The organism is Nonomuraea sp. NPDC002799 (assembly GCF_053592075.1).
In genome coordinates, this window is sequence record NZ_JBSFVA010000020.1 from 161414 (window position 1) to 175702 (window position 14289).

The window sequence follows — 14289 nt, forward strand, 5'->3', positions numbered from 1 at the left end:
ACGACGAGAGGCCGCCCATGACCCGTTTCCTGTATCTCACCCGGCACGGCGAAGCGACGCCGGACGAGCGCGAGCTGACGGAGAACGGCCGCCGCCAGGCCGCGCTGCTCGGCGCGCGGCTCCAGGACGTCCCCCTGTCGGCCGTGCATCACGGCCCGCTCCCCCGGGCGGCGCAGACCGCGCGCCTGATCGGCGAGCAGCTCCCGGGCGTGCCCCTCCAGGTCTCGGAGGCCGCCGGAGACTATGTGCCGTACCGCCCGGACAAGGACGTCCTGCCGCCGGACCTGGCCCGCTTCCTCGACCAGTTCCCCGAGGACGGGAACGGCGAGAAGCTGGCCCGCCAGGCGCTCGACCTGTTCACCGGCCCGGTCGACGGCACCCGCCACGAGCTGGTCGTCACCCACAACTTCCTGATCGGCTGGCTCGTCCGCGCGGCGCTGGACGCCCCGGAATGGCGCTGGCTCGGCCTCAACCACGGCAACGCCGCCCTGACCGTGATCAAGTACGCGCCCAGCCGCCCGCCGTCCCTGCTCTGCTTCAACGACATGGCGCACCTGCCCGCTGAGCTGCGGTGGACGGGCTTCCCCCCGGAGCTGCGCCTGTAACCGGCCCCGGGCCCCGGGAGGAAGCGGCCGCGGCTAGCCGCCGGAGGACGCCTTCGCCATCATCTCGCGCTCCTCGCGGGTCGGGATGAGCCCGGCCGGGGCGAGGATCTTCGACTCCTCGAACGGCGCCTCCGAGCTGGGCAGCGGCTCCCGCGTCCTGATCGCCCGCACCCACACGCGCGCGGCGTCCAGGATGACGACGATGATCAGGACCGCGAAGAGCGCGGCCAGGATCCCGTCCACGGTGGAGTTGACCACGACCTGCTGCATCGCGTCCTGGGTCTTGGCGGGCGGCAGCAGCCTGCCCTGGTCCAGGGCGGACTGGTAGCGGTCACGCTGGGCGAAGAAGCCGAGCGTGGGATCGGCCGAGAACACCTTCTGGTAGCTGGCCGTCAGCGTGACGGCCACGTCCCAGGCCAGCGGCACCCCGGTCACCCAGGCCCACTTCAGCCGCCCGCTCTTGATCAGCAGGGTGGTGGCCACCGTGAGCGCCACCGCCGCGAGCAGCTGGTTGGCGATGCCGAACAGCGGGAAGAGCTGGTTGATCCCGCCGAGCGGGTCGTTGACGCCCTGGTAGAGGAAGTACCCCCAGGCCGCCACGACGATCGCGCTGGCCGCCACCAGTCCTGGCCACCAGCTCACCCTGCGCATCGGCTTCCACAGGTTGCCGATGGTGTCCTGCAACATGAACCGGCCCACCCGCGTCCCCGCGTCGACCGTGGTGAGGATGAACAGCGCCTCGAACATGATCGCGAAGTGATACCAGAACGCCTGCAACCCCGCTCCGCCGAGGAACCCGGAGAAGATCTGCGAGATGCCGACCGCCAGCGTGGGCGCACCGCCCGTCCTGGCGATCAGGGTCTGCTCCTGTACGGCCGCCGCCGCGGCCTGCAACTCCGCCGGTGTGATCACGAAGCCCAGGTTGGTGACCGCCTGCGCCGCGGTCTCGACCGTGGCCCCGACGACACCGGCCGGCGAGTTCATCGCGAAGTAGAGCCCGGGGGTCAGCACACAGGCCGCGGTGATGGCCATGATCGCGACGAACGACTCCATGAGCATGGAGCCGTACCCGATCATGCGGACCTGGGTCTCCTTCTGGATCATCTTGGGCGTCGTGCCGGAGGAGATCAGCGAGTGGAACCCCGACAACGCGCCGCAGGCGATGATGATGAACACGAACGGGAACAACGATCCGGCGAAGACCGGCCCCTTGCCGCTGAAGGCGAAGTCGGTGAACGCGGTGGTCCGCAGCGGCGGCGCCGTGACGGCGATGCCGATCGCGATCAGCACGATGGTGCCGATCTTCATGAACGTGGACAGGTAGTCGCGCGGCGCGAGCAACATCCACACGGGCAGCACCGCGGCGACGAACCCGTACGCGATCAGCCACAGCGCCAGCGCGGACGGGCTGAGCGTGAAGAACGGCGCCCAGCTCGACTCCTGCACCCAGCCACCCGCCACGATCGACAGGAGCAGCAGCGCGACCCCGATCACGGTGACCTCGACGACCCGGCCGGGCCGGAACACCCGCAGGTAGAAGCCCATGAACAGGGCGATCGGGATCGTCATCGCGATGGAGAAGACCCCCCAGGGCGACTGCGCCAGGGCGTTGACCACGACCAGCGCCAGCACCGCGAGCAGGATGATCATGATGGCGAAGACGGCGACCAGCGCCGCCACCCCGCCCACGGGACCGATCTCCTCGCGGGCCATCTGCCCGAGGCTGCGGCCGTTGCGCCGCATGGAGAAGAACAGGATCACCATGTCCTGCACCGCGCCGGCGAAGATCACCCCCGCGACGATCCAGATGGTGCCGGGCAGGTATCCCATCTGCGCGGCCAGCACCGGCCCCACCAGGGGGCCCGCCCCGGCGATGGCGGCGAAGTGGTGGCCGAAGAGGATCCGCCGGTCGGTCGGCTGGTAGTCGATCCCGTTGTCGAGCCGCTCGGCCGGGGTGGCCCTGCGGTCGTCGGCGCGCAACACCTTGCGCACGATGAAGCGGGCGTAGAACCGGTAGGCGATGGCGTAGGAGCCGATGGCCGCGCAGAGCAGCCACACCGCGTTGACATTCTCACCTCTGGACAGGGCGAGGACACCCCACCCGATGGCTCCGACGAGAGCCACCGCCGTCCAGATGATGATGGAGCGCAGCTTCACCGGTTACCTCCTCTATATGAGGGCTAAACAGGGCGCCCCAGGCAGCAGCGCAGGCCGGCGTCCGGCGGCAGATCGGTGACGAAACGCCGCCAGCGCCACAGCGGGCGGCAGTCGATCGTGACAGGACGCTCGACGAGATGCACCCAGGCGGTCGGATGGGCGTAGACCAGATCGGTCCCGAGTTTGCGCGCCCGCCGGGGCAGTCGCGCGCGGCGCAGCGGCCGGACCGAGAACTCGCCCGCGTCCGCGCAGCAGAGGCCGGTCACGTGCCAGTCGAAGAACACCACTTCTTCGTCGTCCAGCGCTTCACGGGCGGCGGGGGTAAGCGTGATACGGGACATCTGGGGCTCCTGAATATCAGGCAGCTCAGAATTTAACGTCGGCCTTACCCGCTGTAGTGACCTTTGAAACGAGAAAAGCGCCCCTGACCCGGTGGCTTTGACACGAAAACGCGCAGCTCCCGGAGGAACTGCGCGGACCGTGTCTGGACTGAGTTACGCGGGCTGACTGCCCGCCATCCGGTTCTCCCAGGCCCAGGCGGTGATCTCCACCCGGTTCCGCATCCCGAGCTTGGCCTGGATGGCGGATATGTGGCCCTTCACGGTGCTCACCGAGATGACCAGCTCGGCGGCGATCTCCCGGTTCGTCCGTCCCCTGGCGACCGCCCGTACCACCTCGGTCTCCCGTCCGGACAGCCGCTGCGCGGGCGCGCGGGCGGGCGCCTTCGTCGCCGTGAGGCGGCGCAGCAGCCGCAGCGTGACCGAAGGCGAGATCAGGGCGTCACCGGCCTTCGCCGCCCTTACGGCCTCGACGAGCAGATCGGGTCCCGCGTCCTTCAGCACGAAACCGGCCGCGCCGCCGCGCAGCGCGCCGTAGACGTACTCGTCGAGGTCGAAGGTGGTGACCACGAGGACCCGGAGCGGGTCGGGGACGTCCGGACCGGCCAGCGCGCGGGTGACCTCGATGCCGTCCAAGAGGGGCATCTGAACGTCGACCAGGCACACGTCGGGGCGCAACGCTCTGGCCAGCGCGACCGCCTCAGCGCCGTCCGAAGCCTCGGCCACCACGGTGATGTCGGGCTGGTCTTCGAGAATGAGACGCAGGCAACTGCGGATCATCGCCTCGTCATCGGCCAGCAGGACCGTGATACTCATCGGCGGGCCCGCTCAGTGACGCGCAGATCGGTGACGTGCAGCGTGGCGGCCAGCGCCTCGGATCCGGCGACCTCGATCTCCGCCGGCGAGCTCTCCGTCCGCTCCGGATGCCTGCGGGCGACCACCTGCGCCGCCTGGGCCCGCAGCACGACGCAGGTGATGTGGTGGGCGACGACGTCGTGCAGCTCCCTGGCCAGGACACGGCGCTCGTGCCGGCGTCCCCGCTCCGCGACCGCCCGGCGACGCGCGTCCAGCAGGCGCGGTCCCAGCCCGGCAGCAAGGGCGGCCGGCCAGCCCAGGGCGTTCAGCGTCACCACGGCCGGGTTGACGCCGGTGGCCAGGCCGCTCGCGATGTCCGCCAGCCGCCAGGCGACCAGGCCGCCCGCGACCACCGCGAACCCCCCGGCGGCCGGGGTCGCGGCCTGCCGGACCGGCAGCACCCGGATCGCGGCACCGACGAGCACGCACCACCCCAGCGTCATGGCGGGCCCCGGCTCGGCCGGCAGCCCGGCCACCCGGGTGACGACGATGGCGGCCCCCGCCACGGCCAGTCCCGCGATGGCCGTCCAGAACGGGGCCCGCCGCCGTACCAGCGCCAGACCGCACACCACCGTCCCGGCCGCGCACCCGAACCACCAGAAGGCGCCGCCCCAGCTTTCCGCGATCCGGTACGCCTGGAACGCCACCGCCGCCGCGAACACGGCCCCGAGACCCGCCTCGGCCACCCACCGCCGACTTTCCACACCGCCCAGGCTAGAAGCCACCGCTCCTCCGCCGCCTCGGTCGAAAGTACGGTCACGTCCGCCGCAAGGTACGACATGGGCACAGCCGCGCGGCCATCCGCACATCGCAAGCCCAATCCCGCGGCGCCGCTGACCGACCACGGAGGACCGGGCCTGCCAAGAAGTGGGAGTCACCGGTGCCGATCCGGCTTCGCTCCCGCCGTCCAGGCACCAAACTGTTGTGCGCGGCCATCGCCCCGCTCTCCTCCGTAAGTAACCGTGGCTCTTCGGACGGAGCGGACAGCGGTGGCCGTCACCATTCCCGCTGGCGGGCCCGGCCGCCCGCGCGGCGAAATTCCCTTGCGTCGCAGCTCAAGACCCCTGCATGATGTCTCCGGCCCATCAGGAGGAGATCTTTGTGCTGACCGGAGAACGTGTGCGCCTGCGCGCCCTGGAGCCCGCCGACAGCGAGCCCCTGTGGCACTGGTATCACGATGCCGAGGTGGGCCGCTGGATGAACGGCAGCCCGCCCATCTCCCTGGCCCAGAACATGGAGAAGGGCGCGAGCCGGCCGCGCAACACGTTCGAGCAGATGGTGCTCGGCATCGAGACGCTCGAAGACGGCCGGCTGATCGGCTACGTCGCCCTCGGTGACACCGACTTCGTGCACGGCGAGGCCATTCTGCAGAGCATCGCCATCGGCGACCGTGATCACTGGAACGGCGGCTACGCGACCGACGCGCTCCGGGTGATCTGCCGGTACGCGTTCGAGGAGATGGGGCTGCACCGCGTGATGTTGTGGGTGGTCGCGGAGAACGCGGCGGCCGTGCGGGCGTACACGAAGGTGGGGTTCGTGGAGGAGGGGCGGCGACGGGAGGCGTTCCTGGCCAGAGGCAAGAGGCACGACTTCCTCATGATGGGCCTGCTGAGCTCGGAGCTGAGGTGAGCTCTGCCCCGGCCTGGCGGAGCGTGTCGATGGGCCCGTCGCGTCTCGCGCCTGCCGGAGAGTCGAGGGGTCGTTTCCGCTCATAGGCTGGCTCTCGTGGAGATCCGACCCCGAACCCCCGAAGACCTGGACGCGTGCGTCAAAGCGCTCGCCGAGGTGCAAGCCGCCGATCGTTATCCCGTGGACTGGCCGGACAACCCTGCGGCCTGGCTGACCCCGGACGACCTGACCGGCGCCTGGATAGCAATCGAGCCGACGGGCGAACCAGGACCGACGACGGGAGCAGGGCAGACGGGAGCAGGGCCGGCGGTCGAGCCGACGGGCGTGCTCGGGCATGTGGCGCTCACCCGGGACGCCGAGATCACCCGCCTGTTCCTCACCCCCGCCGCCCGCGGCCACGGCCTCGCCACCCGCCTCCTGGACACCGTCCGCGCCGCCGCGGCCACCCCGCTCAAGCTGGAGGTCTCCGCTGAGGGCGGGGCCGCCATCGCGTTCTACGAACGGTCCGGCTGGCGCCGGGTCGGCAGCACCCGCGCCACCTGGCTCAACGCGGCCGGCGAGCCGGCCCTGCTGCACCACTACGTCAGCCCTCCGTCTGACTGACACACCCGCACGCCGACGCCTTCACCCCTGGGCAACCTCACGCCGACCCCAGCAGCCGTCCCTCCACCCCCGGATGACCTCACGCCAAGCCCAGCAGCCGTCCCTCCACCTCCGGGTCGAGCCCCACGGAAGGCCGATCCGGCCGCTGAGGAGCCTGACCCCCGATGCTCCGCAGCCAGGCCCACGTGTCGGCGACCGTCTCCGCCACCGGCCGGCAGTGCAGCCCCGCCGCCAGCGCCTTGGACACATCGCCCCCGTGCATGAAGTCGTAGTCGTCGCCCACCAGCCAGATCGGCAGATCCAACCAGGGCGAGACGTCCGCCGCCAGGATGCGGTCCGCCTCGACCCAGCGCAGCTCGGCATCCGACCCGGTGACCTTGACGCAGGTGTCGAGCAGCTCCCGCATCGTGACGAACCCCGGAGGGCTCACCACGTTGTACGGCCCGCCGAGCCCGCGCTCAGCGGCCTTCAGGCACCACAGGGCCAGGTCACGGGCGTCGACGTACTGCAGGCCGAGGTTGCCGGGCGCGGGCGCGAGCACCGGGCCGCCGCGCGCGATCCTGCTGAGCCACCACGGCAGCCGGCCGATGTTCTCGTAAGGGCCGAGGATCAGCCCCGCCCTGGCCAGCAGCGCCCGATCCCCGAACGCGGCGAGCGCCCCCGCCTCCGCCCCCGCCTTGTTCTTCGCGTAGTCGCCACTGGTGTCATCGGCCGCCGCCGTCACCAGCGGCGCGCTCTCGTCCGCCCCGAACGGCACCGGATCGGCGTAGACGGACCGGCTCGACACATAGACGTAGTGGCCGGCCCGGCCGGCCAGCAGCGACGCGGCGTCCCTGACCGCCGCGGGCGCCCAGGACCACGTGTCGACCACCACGTCCCATTCGCCGGTCTCCAGCGCGGCCAGCCCACCGGGCACCGACCGGTCGCCGCGCAGCGCCGTCACGCCCGCATGGAGCTCACGACTCCCCCGGTTGAACGTCGTCACCTGCCAGCCCAGAGCCAGCGCCTCCTCGACGAACGCCCGCCCCACGAACTCCGTGCCGCCCAGCACAAGAACCCTCATGGCATCTCACCTTGGCCGCTCGACGGCCGATGCGATAGATGTGCACGCCCTCAGCGGAATCGCCACGAGCGGAAGCCGGCAACGCGGCGCCCTGACCCGGGAGATCACCGAGGCCGGCGCGCCTACACTCTGTGACATGGAACTACGCCAGCTCTCCGACGAGGTCGAGTCCGTCTCCAGACGGTACGCGGAGGGGCTCGGGATCGAGCGTGACGACACCTGGTTCTTGCTCAAGCTGCAGGAGGAGATCGGCGAGCTCACCCAGGCGTTCCTGATGCGCACCGGCCGGGCCAGGACCAAAGGCCGCTCGGAGGCGGAGCTGGACGCCAACTTCCGCGCCGAGCTGGCGGACGTCCTGTGCCATGTGGTGCTCATGGCCCGCCATCACGGGGTGGATCTGCCGGCGGAGATCGAACGGAAGTGGCTGGTACGAAACCGCACGTAGCGGCCGCGTGGCGGTGACCGGGCAAGGGTCGGGCCGCCGTACAGGATGGGTGTGAAAAGGCCCGCCCCATGAAAGGGGCGGGCCCCGCGAGAGCAGCGGCTAGTCGATCGCGGTGATGCGGTTGGTGGCGGGCGGTGCGACGGGGTTGTTCTGGCCGAGATGATCGACGAAGGCGTCGATGTCCAGCGGCCCGCTCCACAGCTCCGTCCCGTCCCTGAAGGCCAGGAACGCGTCGCCCCCGCCCACCAGGAAGTTGTTGGCGGCGACCCGGATGGTCTGCGTGTCCGTCACCGCGACCCCGTCGATCTTCATCTCCGAGATCTTGGCGCCCCATGCGGCGCCGCGGCTGTAGGTGTAGGTGAAGTTCGCCGACGGCTGCAGGATCTTGGTGAACGCCTGCGCGTTCGGCCCGCCGGTGAACTGCTGCTCCAGCACCGTCTTGAGCTGGGCGCCCGTCAGCGTGACCACCTGCATCAGGTTGTTGAACGGCTGTACGGTGAACGCCTCCCCGTACGTGACCACCCCGTCCCCCTCACCGGCCGGCGACGACGCGTACGTCAGCGAGGCCCGCACCCCGCCCGGGTTCATCAGCGCGATCTGCGCGTTGCCGCCCGTCCGCGTGCCGGCCAGTTGCGCGTCGGCGATGAGGTCACCGAGCGGGGACTCGCCGGAGGCGACGGCCGTGTTCGTGATGTCGCCGGTGATCGTGCCGACCGCCTTGTTCGCGACGGGCGCGACACGGTCCTTCCACGTCTGCACGAACGCCGAAATTTCGGGATCTGCGGTGACCGTGCGGGTCACGACGTGGTTGTCGGCCACGACCGAAGCGCGCTCGATGTCCCGCGTCCTGACGTTCACGTTCAGGTCCACCTGCGTGATGACCCGCCCGAACGACCCGCCCTGCGAGTACAGCCGGTCGTTGCCCGCCGGGTCCGTGACCCGGCACAGGTACGCCTGGTGCGAGTGCCCGCTCAGGATCACGTCGATCTCGGAGTCCACCTGCGTGGCGATTCGGTTGCCCGCCCCCGGGACGGCGGCGCACGCGTCGGGCGACTGCCCCGCGGTCACCTGGTCGCCCTCGTGCACGAGTACGACCTGCGCCTTCACCCCCACGAGCTTGAGCAGCCTGGAGGCCACGTTCGCGGCCTTGACCTCGTCCACGAACGTGAGGTCCTTGATCCCCTCACTCGTGACGATGCTCGGCGTGGTCTGCGTGACGAGCCCGATGAACCCGATCGGCACCCCGTTCATCCACTTGATGCTCACCGGCGGCAGCGCGGGCACGCCCCACTCCGACAGCACCTTCTTGACCTGCGCGGACCCGCCGAGGGCGGCCACCGCGTCGTTCGTCTGACCGGGCTTCTTGAACAGGACGTTCGCGCCCACGTAGTCGAACTTCGCGCCCTTCCACGGGCCGGCGGGCGAGCACCCGTCCACCGGGTGGCAGCCGCCCTTCATGATCCGCCGCAGCTCGGTGTAGCCCTCGTCGAACTCGTGGTTGCCCACCGCGGCCACCTTGAGCCCCAGCTTGCCCATGAACTCGATCGACGGCTCGTCGTGGTAGGCCGCGGAGATCAGCGGGGTGGCGCCGATGAGGTCGCCCTGCGCCACGGCGATGGTGTTCTTGTCGGCCAGGGCCTTCATGTGGGTGGCGACGTACGCGGCGCCGCCGGCTTCGACCGTGACGCCGTTCTCGTCCACCATGCGGCCGGACGACCCGGTCGGGGGCTCGAGGTTGCCGTGGAAGTCATTGAGAGCGAGCAGCCGTACGGGAACAGTCCGGAGGGCTTTGCTCGCATCCGCCGGAAGGGTGGCGAACAGAACCGCACCCGAGGCGACCGCTCCGGCGAGAGCGAGCCGGAGGAAGGAACGAGAGGTCATGGCCTAAGACGTTACGGCCGCAACCTATGCAGCCCATGTCGCAAAGGTAACGATTTGCCGGGCTGTCACATGGCGTTATTTGCCAGTCATACGCCTAGAGTTCGTTCTGTGAGTGTGCGCGTGAAGATCAGCGAACGGCTTGATGACACAGAAATCGCCGACGTGCTCGGCCTGGTCGAAGCGGCGACGGAGACCGACGGCGTCCGCCCGCTGAACGAACACGTGATGCTCCACCTGCGCTACGGCGGCGATCCACGCGCGCGCTCCCTGCTGCTCTACTCCGGCACGGCTCTGGCCGGCTACGCCCACATGGACCCCACGGACGAGGTCGAGGGCCCCAGCGCCGAGCTGGTCATCCATCCCGCCCACCGCCGTCAGGGCAACGGCACGTACCTGCTGAAGGCCGTCCTCGACCTCACAGGCGGCCGGCTGCGGTTGTGGGCCCACGGCGGCCATACGGCCGCCGGCGCGCTGGCGGCCGCGTTCGGCTTCGAACGGGTCCGCTCCCTCTGGCAGATGCGCCGCTCCCTCTTCGCCCCGCTCGCGGCCGTCCCCCTCCCCGACGGGGTACGCCTGCGCACGTTCGTCACCGGCGAGGACGAGGACGCCTGGCTCAAGGTCAACGCCGCCGCCTTCGCCCATCACCCGGAACAGGGCGCCTGGACGATCGACGACCTGCTCCGGCGCGAGCGGGAGCCCTGGTTCGACCCGGCCGGGTTCTTCCTGGCCTTCCGGGGCGACCGCCTGGCCGGCTTCCACTGGACGAAGATCCACGGCTCGTCCGAGCACGGCCACGAGCCGCTCGGCGAGGTGTACGTCGTAGGTGTCGACCCCTCCCAGCAGGGCACCGGCCTCGGCAAGGCGCTCACCCTGGCCGGCCTGAACCACCTGCGCTCGCGCGGCCTCGCCCAGGCGATGTTGTACGTGGACGAGGCCAACACGGCGGCGATCAGGTTGTACGAGGGACTCGGCTTCAACCGGTGGGACGTGGACGTGATGTACGCCGCCACACCCTGACCCGGACGTGACCCCACTCGGCCACACCCTGACCCGGACGTGACCCCACTCGGCCACACCCTGACCCGGACGTGACCCCACTCGGCCACACCCTGACCCGGACGTGACTCCTGCGGCCACGCCCTGACCCCGGACGTGACTCATCCGGCGACGCCCTGACCCGGCTACCCGGCTACCCGGCTACTCCACGATCGCGTGGAGGATGAAGTAGGAGACCGCGGCCACCAGGGCCGCCGCCGGAATGGTCAGGATCCACGCGGTGACGATGTTGCCGGCCACACCCCACCGCACGGCGCTGAGCCGCTTGGTGGCGCCGACACCCATGATCGCCGAGGTGATCGTGTGGGTGGTGGAGATGGGCGCCCCGAACCCGATGGCCGCCCCGTACAGCACGGTGGCCGCCGCCGTCTCGGCCGCGAACCCCTGGGGCGGATCGAGCGCGATGATGCGCCGCCCCAGCGTGCGCATGATGCGCCAGCCTCCGGCGTACGTCCCCAGCGAGATCGCGCCCGCCGAGCACAGGATGACCCACTGCGGGATGGGATCGCCCGGATTGGCGAAGCCGCCGACGGCGAGGGACAGGAAGATCACACCCATCGTCTTCTGCGCGTCCTGCAGCCCGTGCCCAAGCGCCATGGCGGCGGCCGAGACGGTCTGCGCGTAGCGGAAGCCGCGGTTGGTCTTGCCCGGCTGGCTGTTGCGGAAGATCCAATATATTGCGATCATGACGGCCGCGGCGAGCGTGAACCCGATCAGTGGCGACAACACCATCGGGATCACCACCTTCTCGAAGACGCCATCCCAGTGCACCACGCTGGCCGAGGCGAGCGCGGAGCCGACCAGGCCGCCGATGAGCGCGTGGCTGGAGGAGGACGGCAGACCGAAATACCAGGTGATCAGGTTCCAGGCGATCGCGCCGATGAGCGCCGAGGCCACGATGACCAGGCCGTGTGAGCCGTTCGGAGCGTCGATGATGCCCGTGCCGACCGTCTGTGCGACCGCGGTACCCAGATGGGCGCCGATGAAGTTCATCGCCGCGGCCATGAACAGAGCGGCCCTAGGGGTCAGGGCCCGGGTCGAGACGGAGGTCGCGATGGCGTTCGCCGCGTCGTGGAACCCGTTGGTGTAGTCGAAAGCCAGTGCGATGACGACCACACCGATGACGAGGCCGAGCGTGAGGTCCACCTAGGCCTAGCTTTCCTTGACCGCGATCGACTCGACAGTGTTGGCCACATGCTCGAAGGCGTCGGCGGCCTCTTCGAGAGCGTCGACGACCTCCTTCATCTTCATGACCGTGAGCGCGTCGTACTCGCCGCTGAAGAGCTTGGCCAGCAGCCTCCTGTAGACCTGGTCACCCTGGTTCTCCAGGCGGTTGACCTCGATCCAGTACTCGTTGAGGTTCTTCATCGACCGCAGCCGCGGCATGGCCTCCGCGGTCAGCTCGGCTGCCCGCTCCAGCACTTCGACCTGGCGGACGACGTCCTTGGGGAGGTGGTCGATCTGATATAGGAAGATGAGGTCGGACGCCGCTTCCATGGCGTCCATCACGTCGTCGAGGTTCGAGGCGAGCCGGTAGATGTCCTCGCGATCGAAGGGAGTGATGAAGCTCTCGTTGAGCCGGTTCATGATCGCATGAGTGCGTTCGTCGCCGGCGTGCTCGCAGGCGCGCATCTTCTCGGCCAGGGCTTCCCTGTCCGATCCGTCGCTGATGATCTCTACCAGCAGGCGGGATGCCGTGACCAGGTTGTTCGCGGAGTCGGCGAACAGGTCGTAGTAGCTGTCCTCACGTGGTGTGAGACGCAGGCGCACGTCGTTCTCCAGATGTGCGGGGATGGTCCGTGGACGAGAGTACGGGTAACCAGGCGAAATGCGAACTTCATGTCCCCTTCGCCTAATGGCTACCCGACGTTTGTTGTACGACACCGAGGAAGCGCCTAGTTTGAGCGCTTTTTGCAGCCTGAGCCCCCGCGACGCCACCCCGAACGACCCTCGCGGGTGAACAAATCAGGATCTTGGCCCGAGCGTTGTTCCCTCGATGTTCATCTGTCGTTCATCTAAGTCAGATCTTTGAACGATGGAAGTTGCGGAACGACCTGGACGGCGTGGGCCCCCGCTGGCCCTGGTAGCGCGATCCGTACTTGGCGGAGCCGTAGGGATGCTCGGCGGGAGAGCTGAGCCTGAACAAGCACAACTGCCCGATCTTCATCCCCGGCCAGAGCTTGATCGGCAACGTGGCCACGTTCGACAACTCCAGCGTCACATGCCCGCTGAACCCCGGATCGATGAACCCCGCCGTCGAGTGCGTCAGCAACCCGAGCCGCCCCAGCGAGCTCTTCCCCTCCAACCGGGACGCCAGATCGTCAGGAAGCGTGATGACCTCGTAGGTGGAGGCCAGCACGAACTCACCCGGATGCAGGATGAACGGCTCGTCCTCCGCGGGCTCCACCATGCGTGTGAGGTCCGGCTGCTCCTCCGCTGGATCGATGTGCGGATACCGATGGTTCTCGAAGACCCGGAAGAACCGGTCCAGCCGGACGTCGATGCTGGAGGGCTGGATCATGTCCTGATGGAACGGATCCAGCGCGAGCCGGCCGGCTTCGATCTCGGCAAGGATGTCGCGGTCAGATAGCAGCACGCTGAGCAACTTACCGTCAGGTGGGGAAGTGTGCGGGGCCGGGATTGCTGATGTGGCCCAAGTTTCCGCTACAGTGGGGACGCGGCCTTGGGTCGCTGCGCGGGTGTAGTTCAATGGTAGAACATCAGCTTCCCAAGCTGACAGCGCGGGTTCGATTCCCGTCACCCGCTCTCACTACGAAAAGCCAGGTCAGGGATGGATTCCCGACCTGGCCTTGATTGTTTCTAGGGCTCTTTTCGATCTTCCGTGCCCGCTACGTGCCCGATCCGTCTGGATCTTGCTCTTCCGGCTCTGGCTTGAGGGCTTCCTCGGCGAGCTTGCCGAGAGCGTCCGCGATGGCTCTGTCGCGCTCCATCGCGGTGTGCTGGTAGATCAGCGCCAGACCAGGGCCATGGCCCGCTTCCCCTTCGGGCGGGTCGACGGCAGACGGGATGATCAGGCGGGCAGTGCGTGCGCGTTGCGCGGAAACACCAGGTCGCGGGCTGATCGTCGTGCCATTAAGGGCGGTAACGAGGGGTCAACCACGGTCACTCACGACCGGCCTCAGCCGCAGGTCAACGCCCCCACGAGCCAGGATCCCTGCAACTCCCAATCTGACAACACAGCAGTCAGTGTCGAGGGATTTTCGATCAATCGCCGTGCTCCCGCAGGTGCCTCTTCTCTTAGTCGAACCAGACCACCAACCGCACGCCATCGGGCCCGAACCGCCGCCCCAACGCCTCCATCACGCCGAAGACGGGTTCCCACCCTGTTCCCGGGCCCAGCGCGGCCTGCCGCGTCAACGGGCCATACTTGAGCGTCACATCGGGAAGGTCCCATCGACCAGCCAGAGCCTGATCAGGCGAGACGTCGACGGCCGGTATGGAATAGAGGTCCACGACCTCTTCCGGCCACTGATCGTCGATCCGATACTGTTGGATCACCGATCTTGCCGAGTGGATCTGCAGTACTCCGCGAGCGGCGGGTGGGACTGTACGGTCACTGGTGTAACTCCTGATCAAGGAGAACACACCTGATGAGTAATGTGATCCAGGCATCGACGGAGATCGACCTGGAGGACG

At 68.9% G+C, this 14289-nt stretch carries 15 protein-coding genes and 1 tRNA gene; 6 read left to right on the top strand and 10 right to left on the bottom strand.

From position 1 onward, the window contains the following. Positions 1 to 17 precede the first annotated feature (17 nt). Entirely contained in the window at positions 18 to 605 is a 588-nt protein-coding gene (locus tag ACWD0F_RS31820; protein ID WP_449881900.1) for a histidine phosphatase family protein, read from the top strand. Positions 606 to 638: 33 nt separating this feature from the next. Here ACWD0F_RS31820 and ACWD0F_RS31825 read toward each other — a convergent pair whose 3' ends face one another. The 4 genes from ACWD0F_RS31825 to ACWD0F_RS31840 form a co-directional block, all read right to left on the bottom strand. Further along, positions 639 to 2762, bottom strand: a complete 2124-nt coding sequence (locus tag ACWD0F_RS31825; protein ID WP_449881903.1) for a carbon starvation CstA family protein — start codon at positions 2760 to 2762, stop codon at positions 639 to 641. A gap of 23 nt (positions 2763 to 2785) precedes the next feature. Next, positions 2786 to 3103, bottom strand: coding sequence for a hypothetical protein (locus tag ACWD0F_RS31830; RefSeq protein WP_449881906.1), 318 nt, complete (start codon positions 3101 to 3103; stop codon positions 2786 to 2788). Positions 3104 to 3256: 153 nt separating this feature from the next. Beyond that, positions 3257 to 3916, bottom strand: a complete 660-nt coding sequence (locus ACWD0F_RS31835; protein ID WP_449881911.1) for a response regulator — start codon at positions 3914 to 3916, stop codon at positions 3257 to 3259. Next, positions 3913 to 4659 carry a histidine kinase dimerization/phosphoacceptor domain-containing protein gene (locus ACWD0F_RS31840; RefSeq protein ID WP_449881913.1) on the bottom strand — a complete coding sequence of 249 codons (747 nt, stop codon included), beginning with the start codon at positions 4657 to 4659 and terminating at the stop codon, positions 3913 to 3915. Before ACWD0F_RS31840 ends, ACWD0F_RS31835 begins: the two co-directional genes overlap by 4 nt. A 397-nt stretch (positions 4660 to 5056) precedes the next feature. Here ACWD0F_RS31840 and ACWD0F_RS31845 point away from each other — a divergent pair, with 397 nt between their 5' ends. Then, the gene (locus tag ACWD0F_RS31845; RefSeq protein WP_449881915.1) at positions 5057 to 5584 is read left to right on the top strand and encodes a GNAT family N-acetyltransferase; all 528 of its coding nucleotides are present in this window, start codon (positions 5057 to 5059) and stop codon (positions 5582 to 5584) included. A 96-nt stretch (positions 5585 to 5680) separates the two neighbouring features. Further along, the gene (locus ACWD0F_RS31850) at positions 5681 to 6187 is read left to right on the top strand and encodes a GNAT family N-acetyltransferase (RefSeq protein ID WP_449881917.1); all 507 of its coding nucleotides are present in this window, start codon (positions 5681 to 5683) and stop codon (positions 6185 to 6187) included. 79 nt (positions 6188 to 6266) lie between these two features. On the opposite strand, the gene ACWD0F_RS31855 is transcribed toward ACWD0F_RS31850, so the two are convergent. Next, positions 6267 to 7250 (bottom strand): NAD-dependent epimerase/dehydratase family protein, encoded by a 984-nt coding sequence (locus ACWD0F_RS31855; protein WP_449881920.1) that lies wholly within the window; start codon positions 7248 to 7250, stop codon positions 6267 to 6269. 136 nt (positions 7251 to 7386) lie between these two features. Here ACWD0F_RS31855 and ACWD0F_RS31860 point away from each other — a divergent pair, with 136 nt between their 5' ends. Then, complete coding sequence (locus tag ACWD0F_RS31860) at positions 7387 to 7695, top strand: pyrophosphatase (RefSeq protein ID WP_449881923.1); 309 nt, start codon at positions 7387 to 7389, stop codon at positions 7693 to 7695. A 99-nt stretch (positions 7696 to 7794) separates the two neighbouring features. On the opposite strand, the gene ACWD0F_RS31865 is transcribed toward ACWD0F_RS31860, so the two are convergent. After that, positions 7795 to 9576, bottom strand: coding sequence for a bifunctional metallophosphatase/5'-nucleotidase (locus ACWD0F_RS31865; protein ID WP_449881926.1), 1782 nt, complete (start codon positions 9574 to 9576; stop codon positions 7795 to 7797). A gap of 108 nt (positions 9577 to 9684) precedes the next feature. On the opposite strand from ACWD0F_RS31865, the gene mshD reads away from it, so the two are divergent. Continuing rightward, positions 9685 to 10593: a mycothiol synthase gene (gene mshD, locus ACWD0F_RS31870; RefSeq protein WP_449881929.1), complete on the top strand. Its 909-nt coding sequence runs from the start codon at positions 9685 to 9687 to the stop codon at positions 10591 to 10593. A 180-nt stretch (positions 10594 to 10773) separates the two neighbouring features. Here mshD and ACWD0F_RS31875 read toward each other — a convergent pair whose 3' ends face one another. The 3 genes from ACWD0F_RS31875 to dcd all read right to left on the bottom strand — a co-directional run bounded on the left by ACWD0F_RS31875 (position 10774) and on the right by dcd (position 13228). Continuing rightward, complete coding sequence (locus ACWD0F_RS31875) at positions 10774 to 11778, bottom strand: anion permease (protein ID WP_449881931.1); 1005 nt, start codon at positions 11776 to 11778, stop codon at positions 10774 to 10776. Between the two features lie 6 nt (positions 11779 to 11784). Continuing rightward, entirely contained in the window at positions 11785 to 12402 is a 618-nt protein-coding gene (locus ACWD0F_RS31880) for a DUF47 domain-containing protein (RefSeq protein WP_449881934.1), read from the bottom strand. Between the two features lie 250 nt (positions 12403 to 12652). After that, a complete protein-coding gene (gene dcd / locus ACWD0F_RS31885) occupies positions 12653 to 13228 on the bottom strand; it encodes a dCTP deaminase (protein WP_449881936.1) in 576 nt (191 codons plus the stop codon). Positions 13229 to 13327: 99 nt separating this feature from the next. On the opposite strand from dcd, the gene ACWD0F_RS31890 reads away from it, so the two are divergent. Then, positions 13328 to 13398 (top strand) — tRNA-Gly (locus tag ACWD0F_RS31890). A gap of 492 nt (positions 13399 to 13890) precedes the next feature. On the opposite strand, the gene ACWD0F_RS31895 is transcribed toward ACWD0F_RS31890, so the two are convergent. Further along, positions 13891 to 14151 carry a hypothetical protein gene (locus tag ACWD0F_RS31895; RefSeq protein ID WP_449881939.1) on the bottom strand — a complete coding sequence of 87 codons (261 nt, stop codon included), beginning with the start codon at positions 14149 to 14151 and terminating at the stop codon, positions 13891 to 13893. Positions 14152 to 14289: the final 138 nt, after the last annotated feature.

Excerpts from the sequence above, each read along its gene's own strand:
- ACWD0F_RS31865 (WP_449881926.1), bottom strand. The coding sequence starts at position 9,576 with ATGACCTCTCGTTCCTTCCTCCGGCTCGCTCTCGCCGGAGCGGTCGCC.
- ACWD0F_RS31830 (WP_449881906.1), bottom strand. The coding sequence starts at position 3,103 with ATGTCCCGTATCACGCTTACCCCCGCCGCCCGTGAAGCGCTGGACGAC.
- ACWD0F_RS31820 (WP_449881900.1), top strand. The coding sequence starts at position 18 with ATGACCCGTTTCCTGTATCTCACCCGGCACGGCGAAGCGACGCCGGAC.
- ACWD0F_RS31835 (WP_449881911.1), bottom strand. The coding sequence starts at position 3,916 with ATGAGTATCACGGTCCTGCTGGCCGATGACGAGGCGATGATCCGCAGT.
- ACWD0F_RS31860 (WP_449881923.1), top strand. The coding sequence starts at position 7,387 with ATGGAACTACGCCAGCTCTCCGACGAGGTCGAGTCCGTCTCCAGACGG.
- ACWD0F_RS31855 (WP_449881920.1), bottom strand. The coding sequence starts at position 7,250 with ATGAGGGTTCTTGTGCTGGGCGGCACGGAGTTCGTGGGGCGGGCGTTC.